19 protein-coding genes and 1 tRNA gene are annotated in these 19,316 nt (G+C 61.2%); 8 read left to right on the plus strand and 12 right to left on the minus strand.

The genetic code is table 11. The features are described from left to right. Positions 1-12: 12 nt before the first annotated feature. Positions 13-951 (minus strand): YicC family protein, encoded by a 939-nt coding sequence (locus tag BLU17_RS26235; RefSeq protein WP_092003541.1) that lies wholly within the window; start codon positions 949-951, stop codon positions 13-15. A gap of 299 nt (positions 952-1,250) precedes the next feature. Here BLU17_RS26235 and rph point away from each other — a divergent pair, with 299 nt between their 5' ends. From rph to BLU17_RS26260, 5 genes are all read left to right on the plus strand, one after another. Next, on the plus strand, positions 1,251-1,991 hold the full coding sequence (rph, locus tag BLU17_RS26240) for a ribonuclease PH (protein ID WP_092003542.1): 741 nt from the start codon (positions 1,251-1,253) through the stop codon (positions 1,989-1,991). Then, the gene (gene rdgB, locus BLU17_RS26245; protein WP_092003544.1) at positions 1,984-2,643 is read left to right on the plus strand and encodes an RdgB/HAM1 family non-canonical purine NTP pyrophosphatase; all 660 of its coding nucleotides are present in this window, start codon (positions 1,984-1,986) and stop codon (positions 2,641-2,643) included. The genes rph and rdgB overlap by 8 nt, the downstream gene beginning before the upstream one ends. A 44-nt stretch (positions 2,644-2,687) precedes the next feature. Further along, the gene (gene hemW / locus BLU17_RS26250; RefSeq protein ID WP_425434144.1) at positions 2,688-3,857 is read left to right on the plus strand and encodes a radical SAM family heme chaperone HemW; all 1,170 of its coding nucleotides are present in this window, start codon (positions 2,688-2,690) and stop codon (positions 3,855-3,857) included. 65 nt (positions 3,858-3,922) lie between these two features. Next, a tRNA-Ser gene (locus BLU17_RS26255) sits at positions 3,923-4,012 on the plus strand. A 153-nt stretch (positions 4,013-4,165) separates the two neighbouring features. Continuing rightward, on the plus strand, positions 4,166-5,416 hold the full coding sequence (locus BLU17_RS26260) for a tyrosine-type recombinase/integrase (protein ID WP_092003550.1): 1,251 nt from the start codon (positions 4,166-4,168) through the stop codon (positions 5,414-5,416). 871 nt (positions 5,417-6,287) lie between these two features. Here BLU17_RS26260 and BLU17_RS26265 read toward each other — a convergent pair. The 10 genes from BLU17_RS26265 to BLU17_RS26305 form a co-directional block, all read right to left on the minus strand. Next, the gene (locus BLU17_RS26265; RefSeq protein ID WP_092003553.1) at positions 6,288-9,158 is read right to left on the minus strand and encodes a DUF927 domain-containing protein; all 2,871 of its coding nucleotides are present in this window, start codon (positions 9,156-9,158) and stop codon (positions 6,288-6,290) included. A 150-nt stretch (positions 9,159-9,308) separates the two neighbouring features. Next, a complete protein-coding gene (locus BLU17_RS32660; RefSeq protein WP_143189338.1) occupies positions 9,309-9,713 on the minus strand; it encodes a hypothetical protein in 405 nt (134 codons plus the stop codon). A 9-nt stretch (positions 9,714-9,722) separates the two neighbouring features. After that, positions 9,723-10,070: a hypothetical protein gene (locus BLU17_RS26275; protein ID WP_092003559.1), complete on the minus strand. Its 348-nt coding sequence runs from the start codon at positions 10,068-10,070 to the stop codon at positions 9,723-9,725. Then, positions 10,063-10,326: a hypothetical protein gene (locus BLU17_RS33330; RefSeq protein WP_176929200.1), complete on the minus strand. Its 264-nt coding sequence runs from the start codon at positions 10,324-10,326 to the stop codon at positions 10,063-10,065. Before BLU17_RS33330 ends, BLU17_RS26275 begins: the two co-directional genes overlap by 8 nt. Beyond that, positions 10,319-10,531: a hypothetical protein gene (locus tag BLU17_RS32665; RefSeq protein WP_143189339.1), complete on the minus strand. Its 213-nt coding sequence runs from the start codon at positions 10,529-10,531 to the stop codon at positions 10,319-10,321. Before BLU17_RS32665 ends, BLU17_RS33330 begins: the two co-directional genes overlap by 8 nt. Continuing rightward, positions 10,524-10,700 (minus strand): hypothetical protein, encoded by a 177-nt coding sequence (locus tag BLU17_RS26285; protein ID WP_092003565.1) that lies wholly within the window; start codon positions 10,698-10,700, stop codon positions 10,524-10,526. Before BLU17_RS26285 ends, BLU17_RS32665 begins: the two co-directional genes overlap by 8 nt. Positions 10,701-11,032: 332 nt before the next feature. Next, complete coding sequence (locus tag BLU17_RS26295; protein ID WP_092003568.1) at positions 11,033-11,329, minus strand: hypothetical protein; 297 nt, start codon at positions 11,327-11,329, stop codon at positions 11,033-11,035. Continuing rightward, positions 11,326-11,544 (minus strand): helix-turn-helix transcriptional regulator, encoded by a 219-nt coding sequence (locus BLU17_RS26300; RefSeq protein ID WP_092003571.1) that lies wholly within the window; start codon positions 11,542-11,544, stop codon positions 11,326-11,328. Before BLU17_RS26300 ends, BLU17_RS26295 begins: the two co-directional genes overlap by 4 nt. Positions 11,545-11,707: 163 nt before the next feature. Continuing rightward, a complete protein-coding gene (locus BLU17_RS32670) occupies positions 11,708-12,580 on the minus strand; it encodes a hypothetical protein (RefSeq protein ID WP_143189340.1) in 873 nt (290 codons plus the stop codon). 322 nt (positions 12,581-12,902) lie between these two features. Then, entirely contained in the window at positions 12,903-13,157 is a 255-nt protein-coding gene (locus BLU17_RS26305; protein ID WP_092003574.1) for a hypothetical protein, read from the minus strand. Positions 13,158-13,342: 185 nt separating this feature from the next. Between BLU17_RS26305 and BLU17_RS26310 the strand changes: the two genes are divergently transcribed. Both BLU17_RS26310 and BLU17_RS26315 read left to right on the plus strand, forming a co-directional pair. Further along, positions 13,343-13,936: a recombinase family protein gene (locus BLU17_RS26310; protein ID WP_092003577.1), complete on the plus strand. Its 594-nt coding sequence runs from the start codon at positions 13,343-13,345 to the stop codon at positions 13,934-13,936. A gap of 234 nt (positions 13,937-14,170) precedes the next feature. Then, positions 14,171-16,381: a nuclease-related domain-containing protein gene (locus BLU17_RS26315; RefSeq protein WP_092003580.1), complete on the plus strand. Its 2,211-nt coding sequence runs from the start codon at positions 14,171-14,173 to the stop codon at positions 16,379-16,381. Positions 16,382-16,891: 510 nt separating this feature from the next. Here BLU17_RS26315 and BLU17_RS26320 read toward each other — a convergent pair. After that, positions 16,892-17,092 carry a hypothetical protein gene (locus BLU17_RS26320; protein ID WP_092003583.1) on the minus strand — a complete coding sequence of 67 codons (201 nt, stop codon included), beginning with the start codon at positions 17,090-17,092 and terminating at the stop codon, positions 16,892-16,894. A 349-nt stretch (positions 17,093-17,441) separates the two neighbouring features. On the opposite strand from BLU17_RS26320, the gene BLU17_RS26325 reads away from it, so the two are divergent. Further along, positions 17,442-19,298 (plus strand): DUF6538 domain-containing protein, encoded by a 1,857-nt coding sequence (locus BLU17_RS26325; protein WP_092003586.1) that lies wholly within the window; start codon positions 17,442-17,444, stop codon positions 19,296-19,298. Positions 19,299-19,316: the final 18 nt, after the last annotated feature.

Raw genomic sequence — 19,316 nt, forward strand, 5'->3', positions numbered from 1 at the left:
TCGTTGCTTCCTTCATTCGAGATTCTGGACCTGCTCGCGCATCTGCTCGATGAGCAGCTTGAGCGTCATCGAGGCGTCCGCGAGTTCCTTCGCCGCCGCCTTCGAGCCGAGCGTGTTCGCTTCGCGGTTGAGTTCCTGCATCATGAAGTCGAGACGCTTGCCGACGCGGCCGCCCTTCTCGATCACGTGGCGCGTTTCGTTCAGGTGCGCCGTGAGACGCGAGAGCTCTTCGGCGATGTCGATGCGAATGCCGTACATCGTCACTTCCTGGCGAATGCGCTCGGCGATTTCCTCACGCGAAATGTTGCCGATGCTGCCGCCGTTGCCGTTGCTGTCCGGCGCGGCGATGCCGAGCGCCTCCTGCAGGCGCTCGACGATCTTCTGCTGATGCTTCGCAATGAGCTCCGGCACGAGCGGCGTGATGCGCGCGACGATCGCCTCCATTTCGGTGACGTTCGCAAGCAGCATGTTGGCGAGCTGTGCGCCTTCGCGCCCGCGCACGTCGATCAGGTCGGCGATCGCCTGCTTGCCGCAGCCGAGCACCGCGTCGCGCAGCACTTCGGGCGCCACACCGCTTTCGGCCAGCACGCCGGGCCAGCGCAGGATCTCGCCCGTGCGCAGGCGGCCCGATTCGGGGAACGCTTCGAGCACGGCGCGCTCGAGCACGGCGAGCTGGTCGAGCGCGTCGCGGTTGAGTGCGCCCGCGTTGGCGCCCTGCTCGCTCTTCTGGATGTTGATGCGGATGTCGACCTTGCCGCGCGAGAGCTTCGTCATCAGCATCTCGCGCAGCGTGGGCTCACACACGCGCACGTCTTCGGGCATGCGGAAATTCAGGTCGAGAAAGCGCGAATTCACGGTGCGCAATTCGACGGAGACACTGGCGCCGCCCGTGCCCGATGCCGCAGCAAGCTCGCGCGTGGCGCTGGCATAGCCGGTCATGCTGTAAATCATGGTTCGTCTCGCGAAGAAGCCGTGGCGTCGTGCGGCAAGGCACGGGGCACGGCGGAGGAATCGAGGCGCCCGGCGGGTAGTCGCGAACGGACGGGAACGGACGATAGCGCGGGGCGGAGAAACCGTATTATCCCATTTTTGAACGCGCACTCTCGCGCGCGCGGACCGCGCAGCGCGCCCGGCCGCGGCGGCATCCTTTCCGCCTTCCCGGGGCCTGCCGGCCGTGCCCGTCGCGGGACACGCGAAAACGGTAAAATTACGGTTTCCCTTCCCTCTCGCGCTCCGGCGCACGCTCCACGATGACCCAATCCAACCAGCGCCCTTCCGGCCGCGCCGCCGACCAGCTGCGCGACGTCCGCATCACCCGCCACTATACGAAGTACGCCGAAGGGTCGGTACTCGTCGAGTTCGGCGACACGAAGGTGCTGTGCACCGCGAGCGTCTCCGAAAGCGTGCCGCCGTTCCTGCGCGACAAGGGCCAGGGTTGGCTCACGGCCGAATACGGCATGCTGCCGCGCGCGACGCACACGCGCAGCGACCGCGAAGCCGCGCGCGGCAAGCAGACAGGCCGCACGCAGGAAATCCAGCGCCTGATCGGCCGCGCGATGCGCGCGGTGTTCGACCTCGAAGCGCTCGGCGCGCGCACCATCAACCTCGATTGCGACGTGCTGCAGGCCGACGGCGGCACGCGCACGGCGAGCATCACCGGTGCGTTCGTGGCTGCCCACGACGCCGTCTCGAAGCTGCTCGCCACAGGACGCATCGAGCGCTCGCCGATCACCGACTACGTGGCCGCGATCTCGGTGGGCGTATACGAAGGCGTGCCGGTGCTCGATCTCGACTACGACGAAGACTCGCAGTGCGACACCGACATGAACGTCGTCATGACGGGCTCTGGCGGCATGGTCGAAGTTCAGGGCACGGCGGAAGGCGCGCCGTTCACGCGCGAAGAACTGAACGCGCTGCTCGACCTCGCGCAAGGCGGCATCCGCTCGCTGATCGAGAAGCAAAAGGCGGCGCTGGAGATTACGCATGGCTGATCTGCAGCCTGACCCGAAGCCTGGCTTGCAGGCCAGAACGGCGGCCAACGCGCTCTCGCGCGTCGTGCTCGCCTCGAATAACGCGGGCAAGCTGCGCGAATTCGCGGCGCTGCTCGGCGCGGCGGGCATCGAACTCGTGCCGCAAGGCGCGCTCGACGTGCCGGAAGCCGAGGAGCCGCACGCCACCTTCGTGGAGAACGCGCTCGCCAAGGCGCGCCACGCGGCGAAGCTCACCGGCCTGCCCGCGCTCGCCGACGACTCCGGCCTGTGCGTGCGCGCGCTGCGCGGCGCGCCGGGCGTCTATTCGGCGCGCTACGCTCAACTCGCCGGCGGCGAGAAGAGCGACGCGGCGAACAACGCGCGGCTCGTCGCCGAGCTGAAGGACCATGCGGATCGCCGCGCCTACTACTACTGCGTGCTCGCGCTCGTGCGTCACGCCGACGACCCCGAGCCGCTCATCGCCGAAGGCCGCTGGCACGGCGTCGTGCTCGACGCGCCGCGCGGCGACAACGGCTTCGGCTACGACCCTTACTTCCATGTTCCCGAGTTCGAAGCCACGGCGGCCGAACTCGATCCGGCGCTCAAGAACGCGTCGAGTCATCGCGCGATCGCCCTGCGTCAACTGCTCGCGCGGCTCCAGGAGGAAGCGTGAGCCAGCAGCATCGAACCGGCATCGACGTGGTCCGGTCGTTCACGATGCCTGGCAGCATTCGCCTGACTTCGCTGCCGCCGCTCGCGCTCTACGTGCATTTCCCATGGTGCGTGCGCAAGTGCCCCTATTGCGATTTCAACTCGCACGAGTGGAAAGGCGAGCGCTTCCCCGAAGACGATTATCTCGACGCGCTGCGCGCCGATCTCGAACAGGCGCTGCCGCTCGTGTGGGGGCGGCAGGTGCATACGGTGTTCATCGGCGGGGGCACGCCGAGCCTGCTTTCCGCGGCGGGGCTCGATCGCCTGCTCTCGGACGTGCGCGCCCTGCTGCCGCTCGACGCCGATGCCGAAATCACGCTCGAGGCGAATCCCGGCACATTCGAGGCCGCGAAATTCGCGCAGTTTCGCGCGAGCGGCGTGAACCGGCTTTCGGTGGGCATCCAGAGCTTCAACGAAGCGCATCTCAAGGCGCTCGGGCGCATCCACGACGCGGCGCAGGCGCGCCATGCGGTCGAGGTCGCGGCGAGCACCTTCGACAACTTCAATCTCGATCTGATGTTCGCGCTGCCGCAGCAAACGCTCGCGCAATGCCAGACCGATATCGAGACGGCGCTCTCGTTTGCGCCGCCGCATCTGTCGCTCTATCACCTGACGCTCGAACCGAACACGCTGTTTGCGAAGTTCCCGCCCGCCCTGCCCGACGACGACCAGTCCGCCGACATGCAGGACTGGATTCACGAGCGCACTTCGAGCGCGGGATACGGGCGCTACGAGGTTTCGGCATACGCCCGGCCGAACCGCCAGAGCCGGCACAACCTCAATTACTGGCGCTTCGGCGACTATCTGGGCATCGGCGCGGGCGCGCACACGAAGCTCTCGTTTCCGAACCGCATCGTGCGCGAGGCGCGCTACAAGCATCCGGCAACGTTCATCGAACAGGCCCGCGCAGGCACGCCGGTCCAGGAAGCGCACGAAGTGAGCACGCGCGATCTGCCGTTCGAATTCATGCTCAACGCGCTGCGGCTCGTGGAGGGTTTTCCGGTGCATCGCTTCATCGAGCGCACGGGCTTGCCGATCACGACGATCGGACCAGCGCTTCAGGAAGCGGAGCAGCGTGGGCTGATCACGCGCGATTACGAGAAAATCGCGCCGACCGAGCTGGGCCAGCGTTTCCTCAACGATCTGCAGGCGCTGTTTTTGAAGGACGAGCGCTGAGGCCGGAGCGGTTGGACTGCGCGTCTGCCGCCGTGCGCGGGTTTCAGGTTACAATGCGCGGCTTCGGAGGTGTGGCAGAGTGGTTGAATGCACCGGTCTTGAAAACCGGCGAAGGGGTAACCCTTCCGTGAGTTCGAATCTCACCGCCTCCGCCAGAACAGCGTTTCTAGGCGGCCCGCAAAATCCCGGAAACCCCCACCACATGGGGATTTCCAGCGAATCCGAAGTCTCAGAAAGTCTCACAAAAAACCAAAAAATACCCGAAAATGGCGGGTACTTTTCCGGGTACTTTTTGACGGATTCCAATCATGGCCGAGAGCCTGTTACGCGATCTCCAATGCCGCAATGCCAAGCCTCGCGATAAGGCTTATCGCCTCAACGATGGCGGCGGACTGTGCCTCAACGTCAAACCAAACGGGCTGCGTTACTGGCAATTTCGCTATACCAAACCTGACGGCCGAGAAGGCCTAGTGCAGGTCGGACCATATCCACGCATCACCCTTGAAGCCGCACGAACAGCGCGGCACGACCTACGTGCGGCTGTATCGCGTGGCGATGATCCCGCGACGCTACGGAAACAGGACAAGGCCCGCCGCAAGATCGAGGCGGCCCGCTCCCTGACGTTCGAACAGTGCGCCGCCGAATTCATCAAAGCGCGCAGTGCTGAATGGGCGAACGCCAAGCACACTCAGCAGTGGACGAATACGCTCAAGACCTACGCGTATCCCGTGATCGGCTCACTACGCCCGCAGGACATCGACACCGATCTTGTGTTGCGCGTGCTTCAGCCGATCTGGACAAAGAAAAACGAAACCGCCTCGCGCCTGCGTGGCCGGATCGAAAACGTGATGGACTGGGCGAAGGTACGCAGCCTGCGCGCCGGCGAAAACCCCGCTCGCTGGAGCGGCCACCTAGACCAGTTGCTAGCCGCACCGTCGAAAGTGCAGAAAGGCGGCCATCATGCGGCCCTGCCTTATCCAGATATCGGACCTTTCGTGATGGAGCTGCAAGCCGCGAACGGTACTGCTGCCCGCCTGCTTGAATTCACGATCCTGACGGCGGTCCGCACGGGCGAATCGCTCTATGCGGATTGGGAAGAGTTTGACCTCGACGCCATGCTATGGACCGTTCCAGCCGAACGCATGAAAGCCAAACGCGAGCACCGTGTGCCACTCTCGACGGCTACCGTCGCACTGCTCCAAAAACTCCCGACCTTCGGCGCTACCGGCCTCGTTTTTGAAGGCGTGAAGGAAGGCCGTGCGCTATCGAATATGGCGATGCTCGCCCTCCTGAAGCGCATGAAACGCGGCGAACTTACGACCCACGGCTTTCGCTCGACGTTCCGCGACTGGGCGGCCGAATGCACGGCATTCCCGAACGAGGTTGCAGAGATGGCACTCGCGCATGCGATCCGGGACAAAACGGAAAGCGCCTACCGCCGTGGCGACCTGTTCGAGAAGCGCCGGGCACTGATGCAGGCATGGTCCGACTACATCGACCAGCAAACCGGTGCGAACGTAATCGAAATGCCAGGCAGAGGTGAGGCCGCTGCCGGATAGCGCAGATGAGACAGGCTGGCGGATTGACCACCGCACGGATCGACTACCCGACCACCCGAGAGTGACCACCTGACCACCAAGGTAGCCACCCGGTAGCCACTCGCTCAGACGAGCGAAGCGCGCCCATTTCAGCGATAGCGGCGCGGCGGGGGCATTCTTTGCGCTGCTGTTCGGCGCGCGCACGCAAGGTAATAGAGAGGTATGTCACTCAAAAGCAGGCGCACCAGACGGCGGGATTCAGGTCGCCACTGGCTACTGACTACCCCCCAAGTGACTACCCTGAAATTTTGTTGCGACCGCAGTCCCGACGAGGCTCGAATTACCCGCGTAGGGAAGTTGCCGGGAAGGACCCATGACACCCCACCCTTACCGCAGCCGCAACGATCAGACCAAGGCGTCCTCACTTACGGAGTTCGATAGCCCGGGTGAAACTACTGTGTTTTCTTACAGTAGATCGGGCGCTAGCGCATGCCAGTATTGGGCGCGTGCCCGTAAAGATGCTATTGCCATCATTCCCTCTCTGTCGTTTTTTCATGGGAACAATGGGAACACGGCTTTCAATCGCCCTGTATCCCAATACAGTCTTGGCTTACAGCGTTCCCGCTCCGTATGGGAACAGGTGGAATGGATTCTGGGAACAAACTGGCTGAAATCCATGCAGCACAGGCGTTACAGCCCGTTCCCATGCCTGATTCGGTCGTTTGGGAACAGCATGGATGCATCGTTACGGAAATTGAATTAATTGTGGATGGCCGAAAACCCGTGAGTCTCGCACTGGAACAGGTCGGCAAAGTGACTTTGAATGCGGCCAATCACCAGCTGCGGCGCAAAGAAAACGCCCGCGCCGCCACCGCAGCACGGACGCAGACTGCTAGTCGATATCGAGAGAAAAGATTGAAGACTGGATACGGTACGCGCGCATGGAGCCAATCGAGCCGATACGCACCTTGCAGTCGTATCGGCCGCTTCCTTCAGGCTTCAGCGCCCCCATGTCGGCCAGCAGCCGCGCAACCGCCCGGTGATCGAATCCGCCGCATACTTCTTTGCGGAATGGCTCAGTCAGGATCAGGTATTCCGTATCGCTGCGTTCCGCATCGGCGGCGGACATTTTCTCTCCATACTCGGCCATGTATTCACGATCCGAATTCACGGACTTGTCAGCCGTTACGGAACGCTTGAATCCGGCACGGTGCATCGTCTTGCCAGCGTGATCGTCATCGACGCGCTGCACCCACGTAAAGCGCGCATCGCCATGCGCCTCCAGAAAGCCGCGCACCTGCCGCAGCATCGCAGTAGCTTCGGCATTGCCCACGCCACCACGCTCACGCACCCACGCGCGGAAACACGCGTGCGCTGCCTCAATCGCATAGCCCTCGCCCCATCCCGTACAGCCCGCCGCGCTAGCTATCTCTCCGGCTGCACCCACGAGCGCAAACCGCTGCGCAACACGCGAAACCTGCCCGTCCGCGCCGTCCGGCACCCACGAGGCCACGAGCGGCGCAATCATGCCGCTCACCAGCTCGTGCATCTCGCCGGCACGATCCGACACGTAGCGAATGAACTCCAGCGCCGCCACTCCGTGATATAGCCCAGCAGCGCGCGTTACGCGGTCCGCCAGTTCCTTCGAGGACGCGCAGCCGTGCAGTTCCTCGAAAAGCCCGTAACCGTGCCCGGCATCGGCCGGGACCGTCGCAAGACGCACGTCTTGCCCCGCCTTCGCCATCTTGTTCGCCTCGCCCATGATCGCCGACAGCGTTTTTTCGCCACTCGACAGGAACAGCAGCCGCCAGGTGAGCACAGGCTTCGCCGTCGCATTGCGCGTGGCGCGACCCTTGCCCTGTTCGTTGCCGATCATGTAGACGATATCGCCCACCTCTTTCGGCTCAACCTGCCCGATTTCATCAAGGATCAGCAGGCCATCGCTATGCTGCGCAGCCGTCGACTCCATCGCGTTCGACGTAGCCCGCCAGCTCCGCATGTAATCGCGGCCACCGAACACCGAGGCAGCGGCGCGCAGCGCGGTTGTCTTGCCAACCGTACTGTTGCCCATCAGGTGGAAACCGCCCGAGCCTTGCCCGGAAAAGCGCAGCAACGCACCAGCGAAGGCGGATGAGACGCAGAACATGAGGCGGCTATTGCCAACGCATAGCGACGCCAGCTCACGCTGCCAGTCGTCCAGCGTACCGCGCTGCTTGAAATGGCTCTCGATACTGCCATCCGTCTGGAAGATCGTCAGATCGTCGGCTGCACCGATGGTCTGATCAGGCAATACGAACGCATCGCCATGCCAGCCAATGCGGCTTGTGCAGCGTGCGCGATCCTCGCTGCGTGCCGTCTGGATATAGCTCGCGAGCCGCTGCTTTGCCGACGATGACGGATCGATATTCAGCCCCATGTCCATCAGGATCGCGCGATACTCCGCGCCGTCGCCCGCCAGCATGCGGCGCGGCATCGCCCAGCGCTTCGCATTGCCATCCCTGTCCGCGAACTCCAGCAGTACGCCCCATTCCGTATTGGCTTCGTTGCGCGTCTCCGCAACGATATCCAGCGGATCGCAGATCCATTGCGCAGGCAACTTGTTCCCCTCACGGTCGTAGCCTTCGAACCATACACCTCGCCCGTCCACCCGGAACCGCGAACGACCGTCACCCGCCTGCGTGGTTTTCGGCCGCTTGGCGGCCTTCTGGCGCGTCGCAGCCCCCTTCACATCAACCGCACTGTCCGGGCCGCCCACAGGGGCCGCCTCGCGTACGCAAGCGCCAATCGCCGCGAACGCCTCCACCCCGAGATGCGCCGCCATATCGTTGAAGTCTGTCGCGCTGGCGGGCCGCTCATCGCCAAAATCCGGTACGGCAACGAAGCCGCCCACCGCCGAGGCGGCCGCACGCGCCTTCGTGACACCCGGATTCCCCTTTGTGCGGTAATCGTCGTCGGCGCACAGGACGATGCGCGTTTTCGGATACAGCTCGCGCAGCGACTTCGCCACGGCCAGCAGGTTGCCCGCATCAAACGCCACGGCCACGGCATGACCCGTGACCTCCGCCAGCGTGGCCGCCGTTGCGTAGCCTTCGGCAATGAGCAGCGTGAGCGGCGCCGTATCGACCTCCATGTCGCCCACAAGCGAAAAGCAGCCTGACTTGCGGCCGTTCGGCAGATAGCGCTTCTGTCCATCCTCAAGGATGAATTCGAGCGTCCAGAGCTTGCCCTGTGCGTCGCGCACGGGCACGACCAGCCCGCCATCGCACGCGGCTGTGCCGACGCGCAGATCGCCGCGATAGAAGCGCAATGCGCCCGCCTTGATGCCCTTGCGCACGAGATATGCGTGATCCGCCGGAGCCGGTTTCGCTGCCTGCCAGATTCGCTCCGCCTCGACGGCTGCCGTTTCGTGACGCGCAGCCTCCTGCTCGCGTTCATGCGCCTCACGTTCAGATCGCTCATCGTCGCGGCGCTTGCGTTCGGTCGGATCGAGCGGCTTCGCTTTGTGCGCGCGCGGATCGAAGCCGCCCGCCTTCGCGAGGTGGAACAGCGAATTGATCGTGATCCGGCCGCCCTTGAACGATTTCCACGTATCGCGGGCGTCGCGCTCGTTATAGCTGGCGGCCGACTGACTCCATTCGCTCCAGAGTGCGAGCCCTTCCTCGCCAAATTCGGCCTTGAGGGCCATCCCCACCTTGCGCCACGTCTCGCGATCATCGGCCGGAACGTAGCCGAGCGCGACACGAGCGCGCTCGAATTCGGACATGGGTTTGTCAGTCATGGATTTCCGTAATCAGACCGGCGAGCCGCCATCCTGCTTAGTAGTGCGAATAGCACAGGAAAGGCGCAAGCCCGCCAGAAAATGAACCACTAGCCTTGATGGGCTGGCGGCTGTATTGGCTTTCGAATGTGTGCGTCACGGTTTTGCATGGAACACCTCCGCTTTCTCGGCATGGCTACGAAGCAATTCCAGCGTTTGCCCCATGCTGGGCGCGAGGACTGCCGCAAACTCCGGCTCTATGCCGCTCAGCACGCGCCGCACGCGACCATCCACATCGAGAAAGAACGCGACAGCGCACACGGCCTGCGCACCGGCTTCCTGCGCTGCGCCGATAACGTCAAGCTTCGTCGTCTCGATGCGCATAAGCTTGTTTCGCTCACCTTGCGTCCGTAGCTCGACTACGGTTGCCAATGCACCGCGGCGTGCGCCGGCTTTCGACTCGCGACGGCTTCGCTTGCGTGCAGGAAAGGCAAGGATCGCGCTGTCAGTCGGTGTCGTCGTGCACGTGTCGCAGACGGCTTCCTGAGAGGTAATTCGCATGGTTCCCCCTCAGTGGGTTACGCGCTGGTCGCGCGTGACCATGCCGAGTGCCGCCAGCACGTGCTGCTGCACGCGCCCCATCAGCCCGGCCGCGAACGCCTCGCGGCTTACCGCCAGTCTGTGCGAGTCGAAATCGCCCGCTTCATGCATCGCCGTCGAAAGGCCACGGCCGAACGCTGCCGCCTGATGTGCCGCGTAGTCGTGCAGGCGCACAGCGCCCTTCAGCTCCAGCCAGGCATCCGCACAGACCGCACCGAGGTTGACGGCGAATTGCAGTTCAATCGGTGCACCGGTATCGAGCGGCGGCGCGTTTTCAATGGCTTCGAGAATTGCCGTGCGCGTAGTGGTATCAGCCATGATTCGGCACCTCCATCATGCGATCCAGCTCGACGCTGACAATGGACGTAGCCTCCTCACATCTACCCGCATACTCCGCCGCAAGATCGCTCCCCATGATCGCGAGGCGCTTCACGAGGTCGCTATTCTCGATTGCCGACTTGATCGCATCGAAGAGGTTCTGGATTGCATAGAGATCGTTCGCAGCAATCTGGAGACTAAGGCCCGCAGTGTCGGCCACGGCCGCCAATTCATTGATGTCGCGCGTATCAGCCATGACGCACCTCCGCAGGCGCGATGCGACGAATAGAGAAACCAATTCCGTCGTTCTGCTCACACATGCGACGAGCGTCCGATAGGGCTTCGCCATAGACAGCATGCACGTTCCCCTTGTGCGTGTCCGAAACCATGACGCCGTTGATCTTACGGCCAGCGTCAAACCAGACCGACATCCAGAGGGGCGAATCGCTGCGTTCAGCCATTGCGCACCTCCGCACGGACGAGAAGCGAAATGGCGACAAGCGCGGCACCCGTAGCATCGAGCGCGGATTGATACGTGTCTGCGGTTGCAGCGGCGCGCAGGGCGTCGCGGATAATGGACTGAATGAGTGCGGGGTTTTGCCCAGAATGGGCGTGCGTGAGCTGGCGCATGGTGCGGCCTCCAATCAGGATTGAAAGCCCGCTGTCCACTGTCAAATGGGGTGAGCGGGCACATGGCAGGGTTGACAGACCGGGATTGGAACCGGCAGGGCCGAAGCCCTCCCCACCAAGGCCCGCCCATTGAAAAGGCGCGCGAAGGCGTACGGACGTAAAAAAACCGCGCTGCGGCGGTTGTCCGCCAATCGTCAGGCTGTCAAACCCGGTCGCTGTTGTTTCAGCAACGCCCGCAGCATACTGCGGACCGCCGTTTCGTGCAACCCGACCCGTCTGGAGCGTCCCAGAAAGGGGGATGGCGGGTCGCACAAAGTGACTTTGGGTTCGCATCATGCCGGGGCCTTCGGATCGAGCATGAAAACCGCTTGCTTGAGCAGCTCGACAACACGCTTGGCGCGCATGGGCATCCGCTCCGCGTCGCGCTCGAACACTGCCGCGCCCACGCAGATAGCGCGAGCCGCCTCCTGTCGTGCGCCGTCCTGACAGCGGCTGTATGCCGCCGCATAGCGATCGCGCTGTCGGGCGATTTGAGCAGCATAGTGCACCGTATCGGCTGCTTTCTTTGCGGCAGCCGCCGCGTCACGATCACTTTTCGCCTGAGCTTCGTTGCATGCGAATGCGCTCATACTTCACCTCGCTTCGGCAGAGAGGCGATGTATGCGTCGATGTCGCTTTCGAGAAAGCCAACCGCTCGCGGTCCCAATGCTACTTGTTTCGGAAACGTCCCGGCCGCGATACGGCGATACAGCTCGCTTTTGCTGATGCCGATACGCTCAAGCACCGGTCGTATGCGGACTATCCGCTGTCCGCTTTGAGCCGATGCAATGCTATTTGCAGCCATATCCACCCCTTCATCTCATCGATAGACGCCCTTGCGGACCCGCAAGGAACCGGGGTGAATTGTTGTTTGCCGAGAGGTAGCCAGTCCACGGAGTATTCGCAAGCGATCTAGGCGGCGAATCGGCGGAGGTGGTCAGTGGGTAGTCAGTCGCGATGCGCGCCCATCACGCATCTTCAGCGTGAATCGAATTTCTCGCCTTATGCACGCGATTTTCCAGCGCCTCCTGTGGCAGCCATCCGAGTGCGACGCGGCATTGAAGTGCGAGTAGCCGATCAGGGAGTCGGCGCGGGTCTGCACCGTCACTCCCGGAAAGCTGGGAAAGAAGCGCCAGCGGCGGCGCGGGGAATTCGTCATCCATACGGCTATCGAACCATCGCACGTATTCCGGCACATCCGACGCCTTGCGCGATCTTATGGCCGCGCGCACAGCCGGGTCATCTACGTGATCTGATGATGGGACAGACAGCCAACTCTCGGCCAGATCAGCAAGGCGACTGAGTAAGTCACACGCGTCAGGTATGTACTTGAGATCGAACCGCTGTGAAATACCTTTTAGCTTCGGCTCGACAAAGGTCTCAAAGTTGTGCGCGACATTCCTGCGAGGTGATGCGGCAGCCGCCCCCGCCATCAACCTTATCGAATCCGCGAACTCAAGAGGGAGACTCGCCGGTCCGTCTCGATGATCGCAGGCATTTTCCATCGCATCGGCAGCGACGGATAACGCGTCACGCAATGCCACAATTGCCGCCCGCTGTGCATGCAGTTCGCGACGGTCATTGTCATATGGAAAAGACGCAGCGTGCCAAGCGAAGTCATACCAAGTGACCCAGCACTCCGGTGTCCAGTGCTTGACCCACGGATCACGATAGAACGACTCCATCGCTGGATCGTTAGCCAGTCGCCGCGCGGCGGCCAAGTCACTTTCGTCACACGCGGCAGGAGAGCACTCCATCTTGTCGAGCTGAGCGCACACGACACGCGGCACCCAAAGCGGATGATCGGTTTTCAATGCGCAGCCTTCGTTTGCGCCCTTCATGAGAATCAAGCCAGCCGGTGAAGGTATCCGGCGTTCGGGTGGCCGCCCTAGGCTTGACAAATGATTGTCTCAGGAAGTCCCGTAGTAGACTAGCCGCGAATGCAATCTAAGCTCAACGCCAGCGATTTGCCCGGATATTCGATATGTCAAGAAAGGTGATTTCGATGCCGAGCGCCTTAAGAACTCGCAGGCGAAGACATAGACATCAACCATCCACTATGCCGCTTAGACGAACTGAATTCGTTACCCTCAAAGAGAGTAAGAAGCGCGTCACTGCATTAGCAAGCAGCGTGTTGATGGCACTCAAGCAGCGCAAAACCGATTAGCCAGGCGGCCGCAAAAGCCGCATGGCGTGTTGCCGCTTTGCCGCTTCCGAAACGTCGTCGAGATAATCAGCAATCGCGTCGTAGCTCGCGAATCTGCGACCGCCCTCCACATATGTGGGGATTGGAAACGTTCCGGCAGAAATTTGATTGCGGACCGTACCTTCGGACAACAATAAAAGTTGAGCCAACTGGGGCGGAGCAAGCCGCACACCATAGCTTTCCAGAATGAAAGCGCGAGTGAGCAGTTTCATAGCAGACGGTCTCCCGTTCACAACGATCTAGCAACCCTCAATGTAGAGGGAAAGCTGCAATTGCCCGGCTCATTAGGGTGTACCCGATTGAGCCAGCGTCTGCGGCTCGAAAACGTAGCTCAATAGAATTGACCAGTTGTGAGCCATCCATTAATATTGAGCCAGTAATTCAAATGAACCATCCCATGCGAAAGCTCTACTACGGTCGTATCTCCACCACCGATGGACAATCAGCCGGCAGCCAGTACGCTGATGCTGAGGCGCACGGCATCGACAAGAAAGACGTGTTTATCGATGAAGGCGTTAGCGGCTACCACGTCCCACCAGATGAGCGCGAGCAATGGCGCAAGGTAGAGCATGACTTGCGGCACGGTGGCGTGCTCATTGTCCGATGGCTTGATCGAATTAGCCGCCGCTATGACGAGCTGCACCGAACCATGCGCCGCCTCATGGAATTGGGAGTGCGTGTCGAATGCACGCTAAATGGCATGGCGTTTGACGGTCGAGCTACAGACCCAATCGAGAAAGCGACGCGCGATGCCGTCTTGGCATTCATGGCTGCCCAAGGCGAAGCCGACTATAAGAACCGTGCCGAAATGCAGCGCCGAGGCGTCGCCATCGCCAAGTCCGAGGGCAAATACAAGGGCCGACAGCGAGCAACTAGCTATACCGACATCAAGGGCTGGCGGGCCGAGCACGGAGCTACGATTGCCCAAGCCGCGCAGCACTTCAGCGTCAGCCTTGCAACGGTCAAACGAGCGTGCGCGGCGGACGAGTAGCCTGTATCGGTCGATACGCGACCTGACGGTTTTACCCAGCTCTAGTAGGGAGCGGCCATGTTTGACCACCCCTCGAAAAAACGGCTGCTCAGATCGCCCCATACGCCGCTCGTGAACATCAGCTCAGGGTGACACTTCGCTGATCTCCTCGCAGCGGTGTTTGTCGGCGCGGCAGGTCCGAAAAGGGTCGCCGCCCCGGCAAAAATATAATCTGCAAATATTCCGGTTCCAAAAATGAAAAATCCGCTACGCCGACCGAAAAGCAAACAACCGCTCACATCCCGGGCGCCTGCCCGCTCTGAGCAGGAGGTCCTAGCCGAACTCCTGAAACTGTGCACGAAACCCGGCTACGTGCATGCCGTCGCAGCCCTGTGCTTCCGCGACAACATGCTGACTTACGCAGATCGCGTAACCGAGGCCGATTTTCAAAATCGCTTCGATTCCAGTCGACTGCTGCGCACTGAAATCAATACACTCATCGGCCTCATGCTCAAGGCCCCGCGCGACTGGACAATCCCCAGCCCCGCAGTGTTAGCTGAATACGTGGAAGCGAGCGACCAGCTATTGCAGGAACTCCACGACGCGATGTCCGGCGCATTTTCGCTGAGCAAGGTCCTAGCGGGATTGAAACGTGGTGAGCAAGTGAACCCCTTCGATTCTGGCGATGCGATGCGCGAGCCGATCTTTTACGCCGCGGAATCGGCCTACAACTTCCAGTACGTGGATATCGCGGCACAGCGCTACGCAGCCGACGCAACTTGGCTCGAGGCTAATGTCGGCTTCACGATCGCTCAGGCCTGCGCCGTTGCCGAAGCGGTCGATCGACTGCTGGTGGATCGATTCCCCGTTTTCATGATGACTCTACGCGAGCTGCCTCGCGACCGATGGTCCATGTTGCCGGCGTTTTACCTGACCCCCGCTGAAGTCGCGGCCTACGCCAGCCTAGAACCCGAGTTGGTCGAGCGTATCCTGCTCAAATTTACCGTTCCAGAGGGCAACATAAACCCTGGTTTTGCCGCACTGCAAGATTTCAATCAGATCACAGCGACGCCCCTGCTACGGTCGCCTAGCGGGGAATTTATCTGTCTGCAAAACTACGCGCTCGCAGAAGCAATATACGACTCGCCGTTCTATTGGATGCAAGACGACAAGGCCTATCGACGGAACCGGGATCGGCACAGAGGGGAGTTCACCGAGAACTTCGTCGCTGAGCGTCTCTCGACCGTATTTGGCACCAACCGTGTCCTCACAAACATCGACGTTTGGCAAGGCAAGACCAAAGTCGCCGAGATCGATGTTCTCGTGCTCTGGGCCGACCGCGCGATTATCGTCCAAGCGAAAGCCAAGCGCCTCACCGTCGAGGGGCGCAAGGGTAATGACCAAGTCCTCCGGGACGATTTCAAAAAGAGCGTCCAGGATGCCTACGACCAAGGCCTGACCTGTGCCGAATGCATCGGGGATTCTCGGTATCGGTTCACCCGTGCCGATGGCTCGGAGATAAATTTACCTAACATCACCGAGATCTTCATGTTCTGCGTGGTCAGCGACCACTACCCGGCATTGAGCTTCCAGACACTTCAGTTCCTTAAGACGCGCGAGGTTTGTCGGGTGCGGGCCGCCCTAGTTACCGACGTTTTCTTGATTGACGTGGTGACCGAGCTGCTGCCAACGCCACTCCAATTTTTGAGTTTCATCGCCCGGCGCGCCCGTTACGCCGGCCGCCTACTGGCCGCGCAGGAATTGACGATCCTTGCCTATCACCTCAAGCACAATCTTTGGTTGGAGGACAGCACCACGATGCTACAAATCGCCGAAGACTTCACCGCCGGCGTGGACATCGCAATGATGGTTCGCCGCCGCGGGTTGGCCGGCGATGCAACACCCGAGGGGTTCATGACGCGATTCGAAGGCAAAACGCTCGGGCGTATCGTGCGGCAGATCGAAACCCGACCCGAGCCCGCGATCCTGGAGCAAGGATTCCAACTGCTTGAGATGAGCGGCGAGACATTCGACAACCTCAGTCGCATAATTGATCAGCAGGCCCGTCGTGCTGCGCAGGACGACAAACCGCATGACGTGACGATGATGTTCGGCGACGGCAGCGGTTTCACCGTTGTGTGCACTGCGGAGCCGGACGACGTGGCAGCTCCGACGCTGGCCTCCTACTGCACGCACCGAAAGTATCGTCAGAAGGCAGATCGATGGTTTGGCTTGTGCCTGATGCCCCAAGACGCGCAGTTACGTTTCGGCCTACGGCTGTCTGATCCCTGGGAGCAGGACGATGCTCTGGAAGCGGCGACCGCCGACATGATTGAGCCCATGTCCGCAGAACTCGTCTACCAGCGCGCATTCCGTGGCGGGAAGATGCGCACCAAAGTCGGCCGCAATGATCAGTGCCCGTGCGGCAGTGGACGTAAGTACAAGAAGTGCTGCATTGACGAGTAGGCATCCGGACTGGAGGCAGGCGCAATTTCAAGCTCATCGACCCAAGCCCGAATGTATTCAACCCGATGACGCCGGAAATCGCGGCTCGTTAGCCACTCCGCGACAGATACACCTATTTTCGAAGTAGTGTATTGCCTGAACTACAAATCGCCGACCAGACCCGATCAAGTCCAAATCTCTACAAATGCCACTCTCGCAAAGTCACTTTGCACGGGCCGTAAGGCCCGTTTTCGTTCGCTACGCGAATGGCGGCGGCGCAGGAGACTCTTTTGCGCGTAGCGTTCCAGACGGCCGCCTATCAGCAAAAACGACACCAGTCCGGCGCGCAGTCAACCCACAACTAGGGACGGGCTCCTAGTTGTTCCCATTTTTATGTGTATTTTGGGAACAACTTGGGAACAAAAAAAATCATATAAATCAAGCCACTCCTAAGCCTGTTCCCGCCGTTCCCGCTGTTCCCATCCGCTTACGTCTCGCGACGGCCGCAGAGCGCCTGACTAGCCTCAAGCCTCACTGCGGCATCGGATGCAACATCAGCAATTCAGCGTCCGATGCCCCGGCGTGCGGGTGCCGCGCCACATGCCGCTGCCAATCTTGCACCCCCAACGGGCCGTATGTTGGCACCATTTCAACCTCATCAATAAATGTAGCCCGCACACGCTTCAGGTGTTCAAGCGTGCGCCCGTCATATTTGAGTTGATCGCGATCCATCGCGGTTTCCACATTGAGTGATTGGGACGTTCAGCGTAAGCGGCTCCAGCGGGCAAGCCGCTAACCGTTTTCCTATCCAGAGTTTCTTTTCACAGGAAAATCCAGTTCCCGATACTGCGAGCGCCGTGGTAGGCGGCGCGATGCATGCGAATTTCGGGTACTTTTTCGGGTACTTTTTCAGAAAAATTGCCAAAATCCCCTATCAGTCTTGATCGAAAGGGGACACCGCCTCCGCCAATTTAAGCCAAGCCATTGATTTGCCGATATAGCAGGGAGTTTTTCACCCCCTCTGGTACAAATGGCTGGTACAAGTTCCGCGCGGAGTTCGACGTCGACTGAAGAGGTCGATATGCTCCCCAATCTCCGCGCCACCCCCTATGGCTACACCTATCTAAAGACCGTTCCGGCAGACTTGGTGCCGGTTATAGGCAAGACCGTCATCAAGAAGTCGCTCGGACGCGATTTCAAACTCGCCAAAGTACGATGGGCCGAACTCGAGGCCGAAACGACGCGACTGTTCCACGACACTCGCCAGCAGATGGCGCTCGGGCGCAGCGCTGAAGACGCGCTTGCGGCGTTCCTGAAAAAGGACCCGCATACCCGGCTGAAGGCGCTGCCAGCCGGGCGCAAGGGGCTCGCCGAACAGTTGTCCGCCCTGTATCTCGCCGGCCTGTCGGACGACTACTCGGCACGCAAATACGGCGAGCGCTGGAAAGATGCGACGGAACCAGATGAATTGGCTCGAGAGCTTGACGCAGTACTCGGTGACATCAAGACAGCGGTTGTCACTGGTGACGTTACGCCGTTTGAGCCGACCGTCACGCAACTGGCACTGTGGCGAGGCTACCGGCTAGTCGACCAGACCGGCGAAGACCTGCAGGCGTTGACGTACGAGTTTCTGCGCGCAGCCAAGATGGGCTGCGAAGTGCTGGCAGCTCGTCAACGCGGAGAATTTGCCGAGCCAGCGTCGCCAGGGGGCGTGCCCCCACTTCCCGCCGCATGGGAACTGGACATTCTGCCCCGCCCCGGTCAGCAGGTCCAAACCAAGCTCTCGGACGTCACGCCGCTCTACACAAAACGGCTCGCCATCTCCGACAGCAAGACCCGGAGCACCAGCCTGTCAAGGTGGCAACGGTTCGTAGACTTCTGCCGCGACAAGCCGCTCTCCAAGGTCACCTCGACGGACGTTTACGGATTTCTTGAAAGCCGCCTGCATGCCAATGAACAGCCCTGGAGCATGTCGTATTGCAGCGTAGCCAAACGGAGTCTGGCAGAGGCGTTCGCGCTAGCCAAAACCAGGGGGCTCTGCACACACAATCCAGCCAACGAACTGGATACGATGCCGAAAATTTCCGCATCGGAGGAGAAAAAGCGGAAGAAGCCGCGGTATCCATATTCCGTCTCGCAACTGAATATCCTCTTCGCGTCGGACTGGTACAAGCCTGAGGCCCAAAACTGGAGGCAGCGAGTCAAATGGGACCTGGGCGCGCGTTACTGGGTGCCACTGGTGTGCCTGTTTCACGGACTTCGCATACGCGAGGCCTTGCAGTTGTGTGTATCCGATGTCGAGTTCGGCGTGCACCCACTGCTCAGGATTCAGGTGGAAGTAGAGGCCGCGGGCGACGGCGACACCGACGGCTTGCCAACCAGGCGCCTCAAGAATGAAGCCACAAAGCGGGCCGTCCCCGTGCATCCCGTCCTGGTGCAACTCGGTTTCTGCGAATTCGTGTGGAAGGCAAAGGAGTTTGGAGAGCGCTCGCCACTGTTCCCCTCCTCGTTGCCCGAAAAGGGCGGCAAAGACCCGATGTGGGGACGGGCGTACGAGCAGCGTTTTGTGCCCTTTGTCCGGGATGCCCTCGCTTTTGGCCGCGGCTTCGGGACCCACAGCTTCCGGCATACCCTTGAGGATTGCCTGCGGAACGCCCAGCTGGAGGAACTCTGGCCAGCAGGGCTCGGGCAGTATTATTCCGGTCGCACCTTACCCAGCGACAAGGACAAGGAGTTTTTCCGGCAAATGGGAAGCGAGCGTCTTTACGGCGAAGGGTTCGACCCGAGCCGCATACTCCGGTACGTCGAGAAAATCCAGTACGCCGGCCTGACGCTTCCTCCCCCGTTTCAGCAATGGCTTGGTGGCCGGCCGGTGGTTGATGGTCATTTGGTGTCTGCTCTGGACCAGCAATGGGGAGACGCCTGGAGACGGCAATAATCATGCGGCTGCCCGGAG

This window comes from Paraburkholderia lycopersici, assembly GCF_900096975.1.
Taxonomy (GTDB): Bacteria; Pseudomonadota; Gammaproteobacteria; order Burkholderiales; family Burkholderiaceae; genus Paraburkholderia; species Paraburkholderia lycopersici.

Bases quoted from the DNA above. Each gene is read 5' to 3' on its own strand.
- BLU17_RS32670 (WP_143189340.1), bottom strand. From the start codon at position 12,580: ATGAAGGGCGCAAACGAAGGCTGCGCATTGAAAACCGATCATCCGCTT.
- BLU17_RS26275 (WP_092003559.1), bottom strand. From the start codon at position 10,070: ATGGCTGATACCACTACGCGCACGGCAATTCTCGAAGCCATTGAAAAC.
- BLU17_RS26265 (WP_092003553.1), bottom strand. From the start codon at position 9,158: ATGTCCGAATTCGAGCGCGCTCGTGTCGCGCTCGGCTACGTTCCGGCC.
- BLU17_RS26325 (WP_092003586.1), top strand. From the start codon at position 17,442: ATGCTCCCCAATCTCCGCGCCACCCCCTATGGCTACACCTATCTAAAG.
- BLU17_RS26285 (WP_092003565.1), bottom strand. From the start codon at position 10,700: ATGCGCCAGCTCACGCACGCCCATTCTGGGCAAAACCCCGCACTCATT.
- rdgB (WP_092003544.1), top strand. From the start codon at position 1,984: ATGGCTGATCTGCAGCCTGACCCGAAGCCTGGCTTGCAGGCCAGAACG.
- BLU17_RS26315 (WP_092003580.1), top strand. From the start codon at position 14,171: ATGAAAAATCCGCTACGCCGACCGAAAAGCAAACAACCGCTCACATCC.
- hemW (WP_425434144.1), top strand. From the start codon at position 2,688: ATGCCTGGCAGCATTCGCCTGACTTCGCTGCCGCCGCTCGCGCTCTAC.
- BLU17_RS33330 (WP_176929200.1), bottom strand. From the start codon at position 10,326: ATGGCTGATACGCGCGACATCAATGAATTGGCGGCCGTGGCCGACACT.
- BLU17_RS26305 (WP_092003574.1), bottom strand. From the start codon at position 13,157: ATGAAACTGCTCACTCGCGCTTTCATTCTGGAAAGCTATGGTGTGCGG.
- BLU17_RS26300 (WP_092003571.1), bottom strand. From the start codon at position 11,544: ATGGCTGCAAATAGCATTGCATCGGCTCAAAGCGGACAGCGGATAGTC.
- BLU17_RS26295 (WP_092003568.1), bottom strand. From the start codon at position 11,329: ATGAGCGCATTCGCATGCAACGAAGCTCAGGCGAAAAGTGATCGTGAC.
- BLU17_RS26320 (WP_092003583.1), bottom strand. From the start codon at position 17,092: ATGGATCGCGATCAACTCAAATATGACGGGCGCACGCTTGAACACCTG.
- BLU17_RS26310 (WP_092003577.1), top strand. From the start codon at position 13,343: ATGCGAAAGCTCTACTACGGTCGTATCTCCACCACCGATGGACAATCA.
- BLU17_RS26235 (WP_092003541.1), bottom strand. From the start codon at position 951: ATGATTTACAGCATGACCGGCTATGCCAGCGCCACGCGCGAGCTTGCT.
- BLU17_RS32665 (WP_143189339.1), bottom strand. From the start codon at position 10,531: ATGGCTGAACGCAGCGATTCGCCCCTCTGGATGTCGGTCTGGTTTGAC.
- BLU17_RS26260 (WP_092003550.1), top strand. From the start codon at position 4,166: ATGGCCGAGAGCCTGTTACGCGATCTCCAATGCCGCAATGCCAAGCCT.
- rph (WP_092003542.1), top strand. From the start codon at position 1,251: ATGACCCAATCCAACCAGCGCCCTTCCGGCCGCGCCGCCGACCAGCTG.
- BLU17_RS32660 (WP_143189338.1), bottom strand. From the start codon at position 9,713: ATGCGAATTACCTCTCAGGAAGCCGTCTGCGACACGTGCACGACGACA.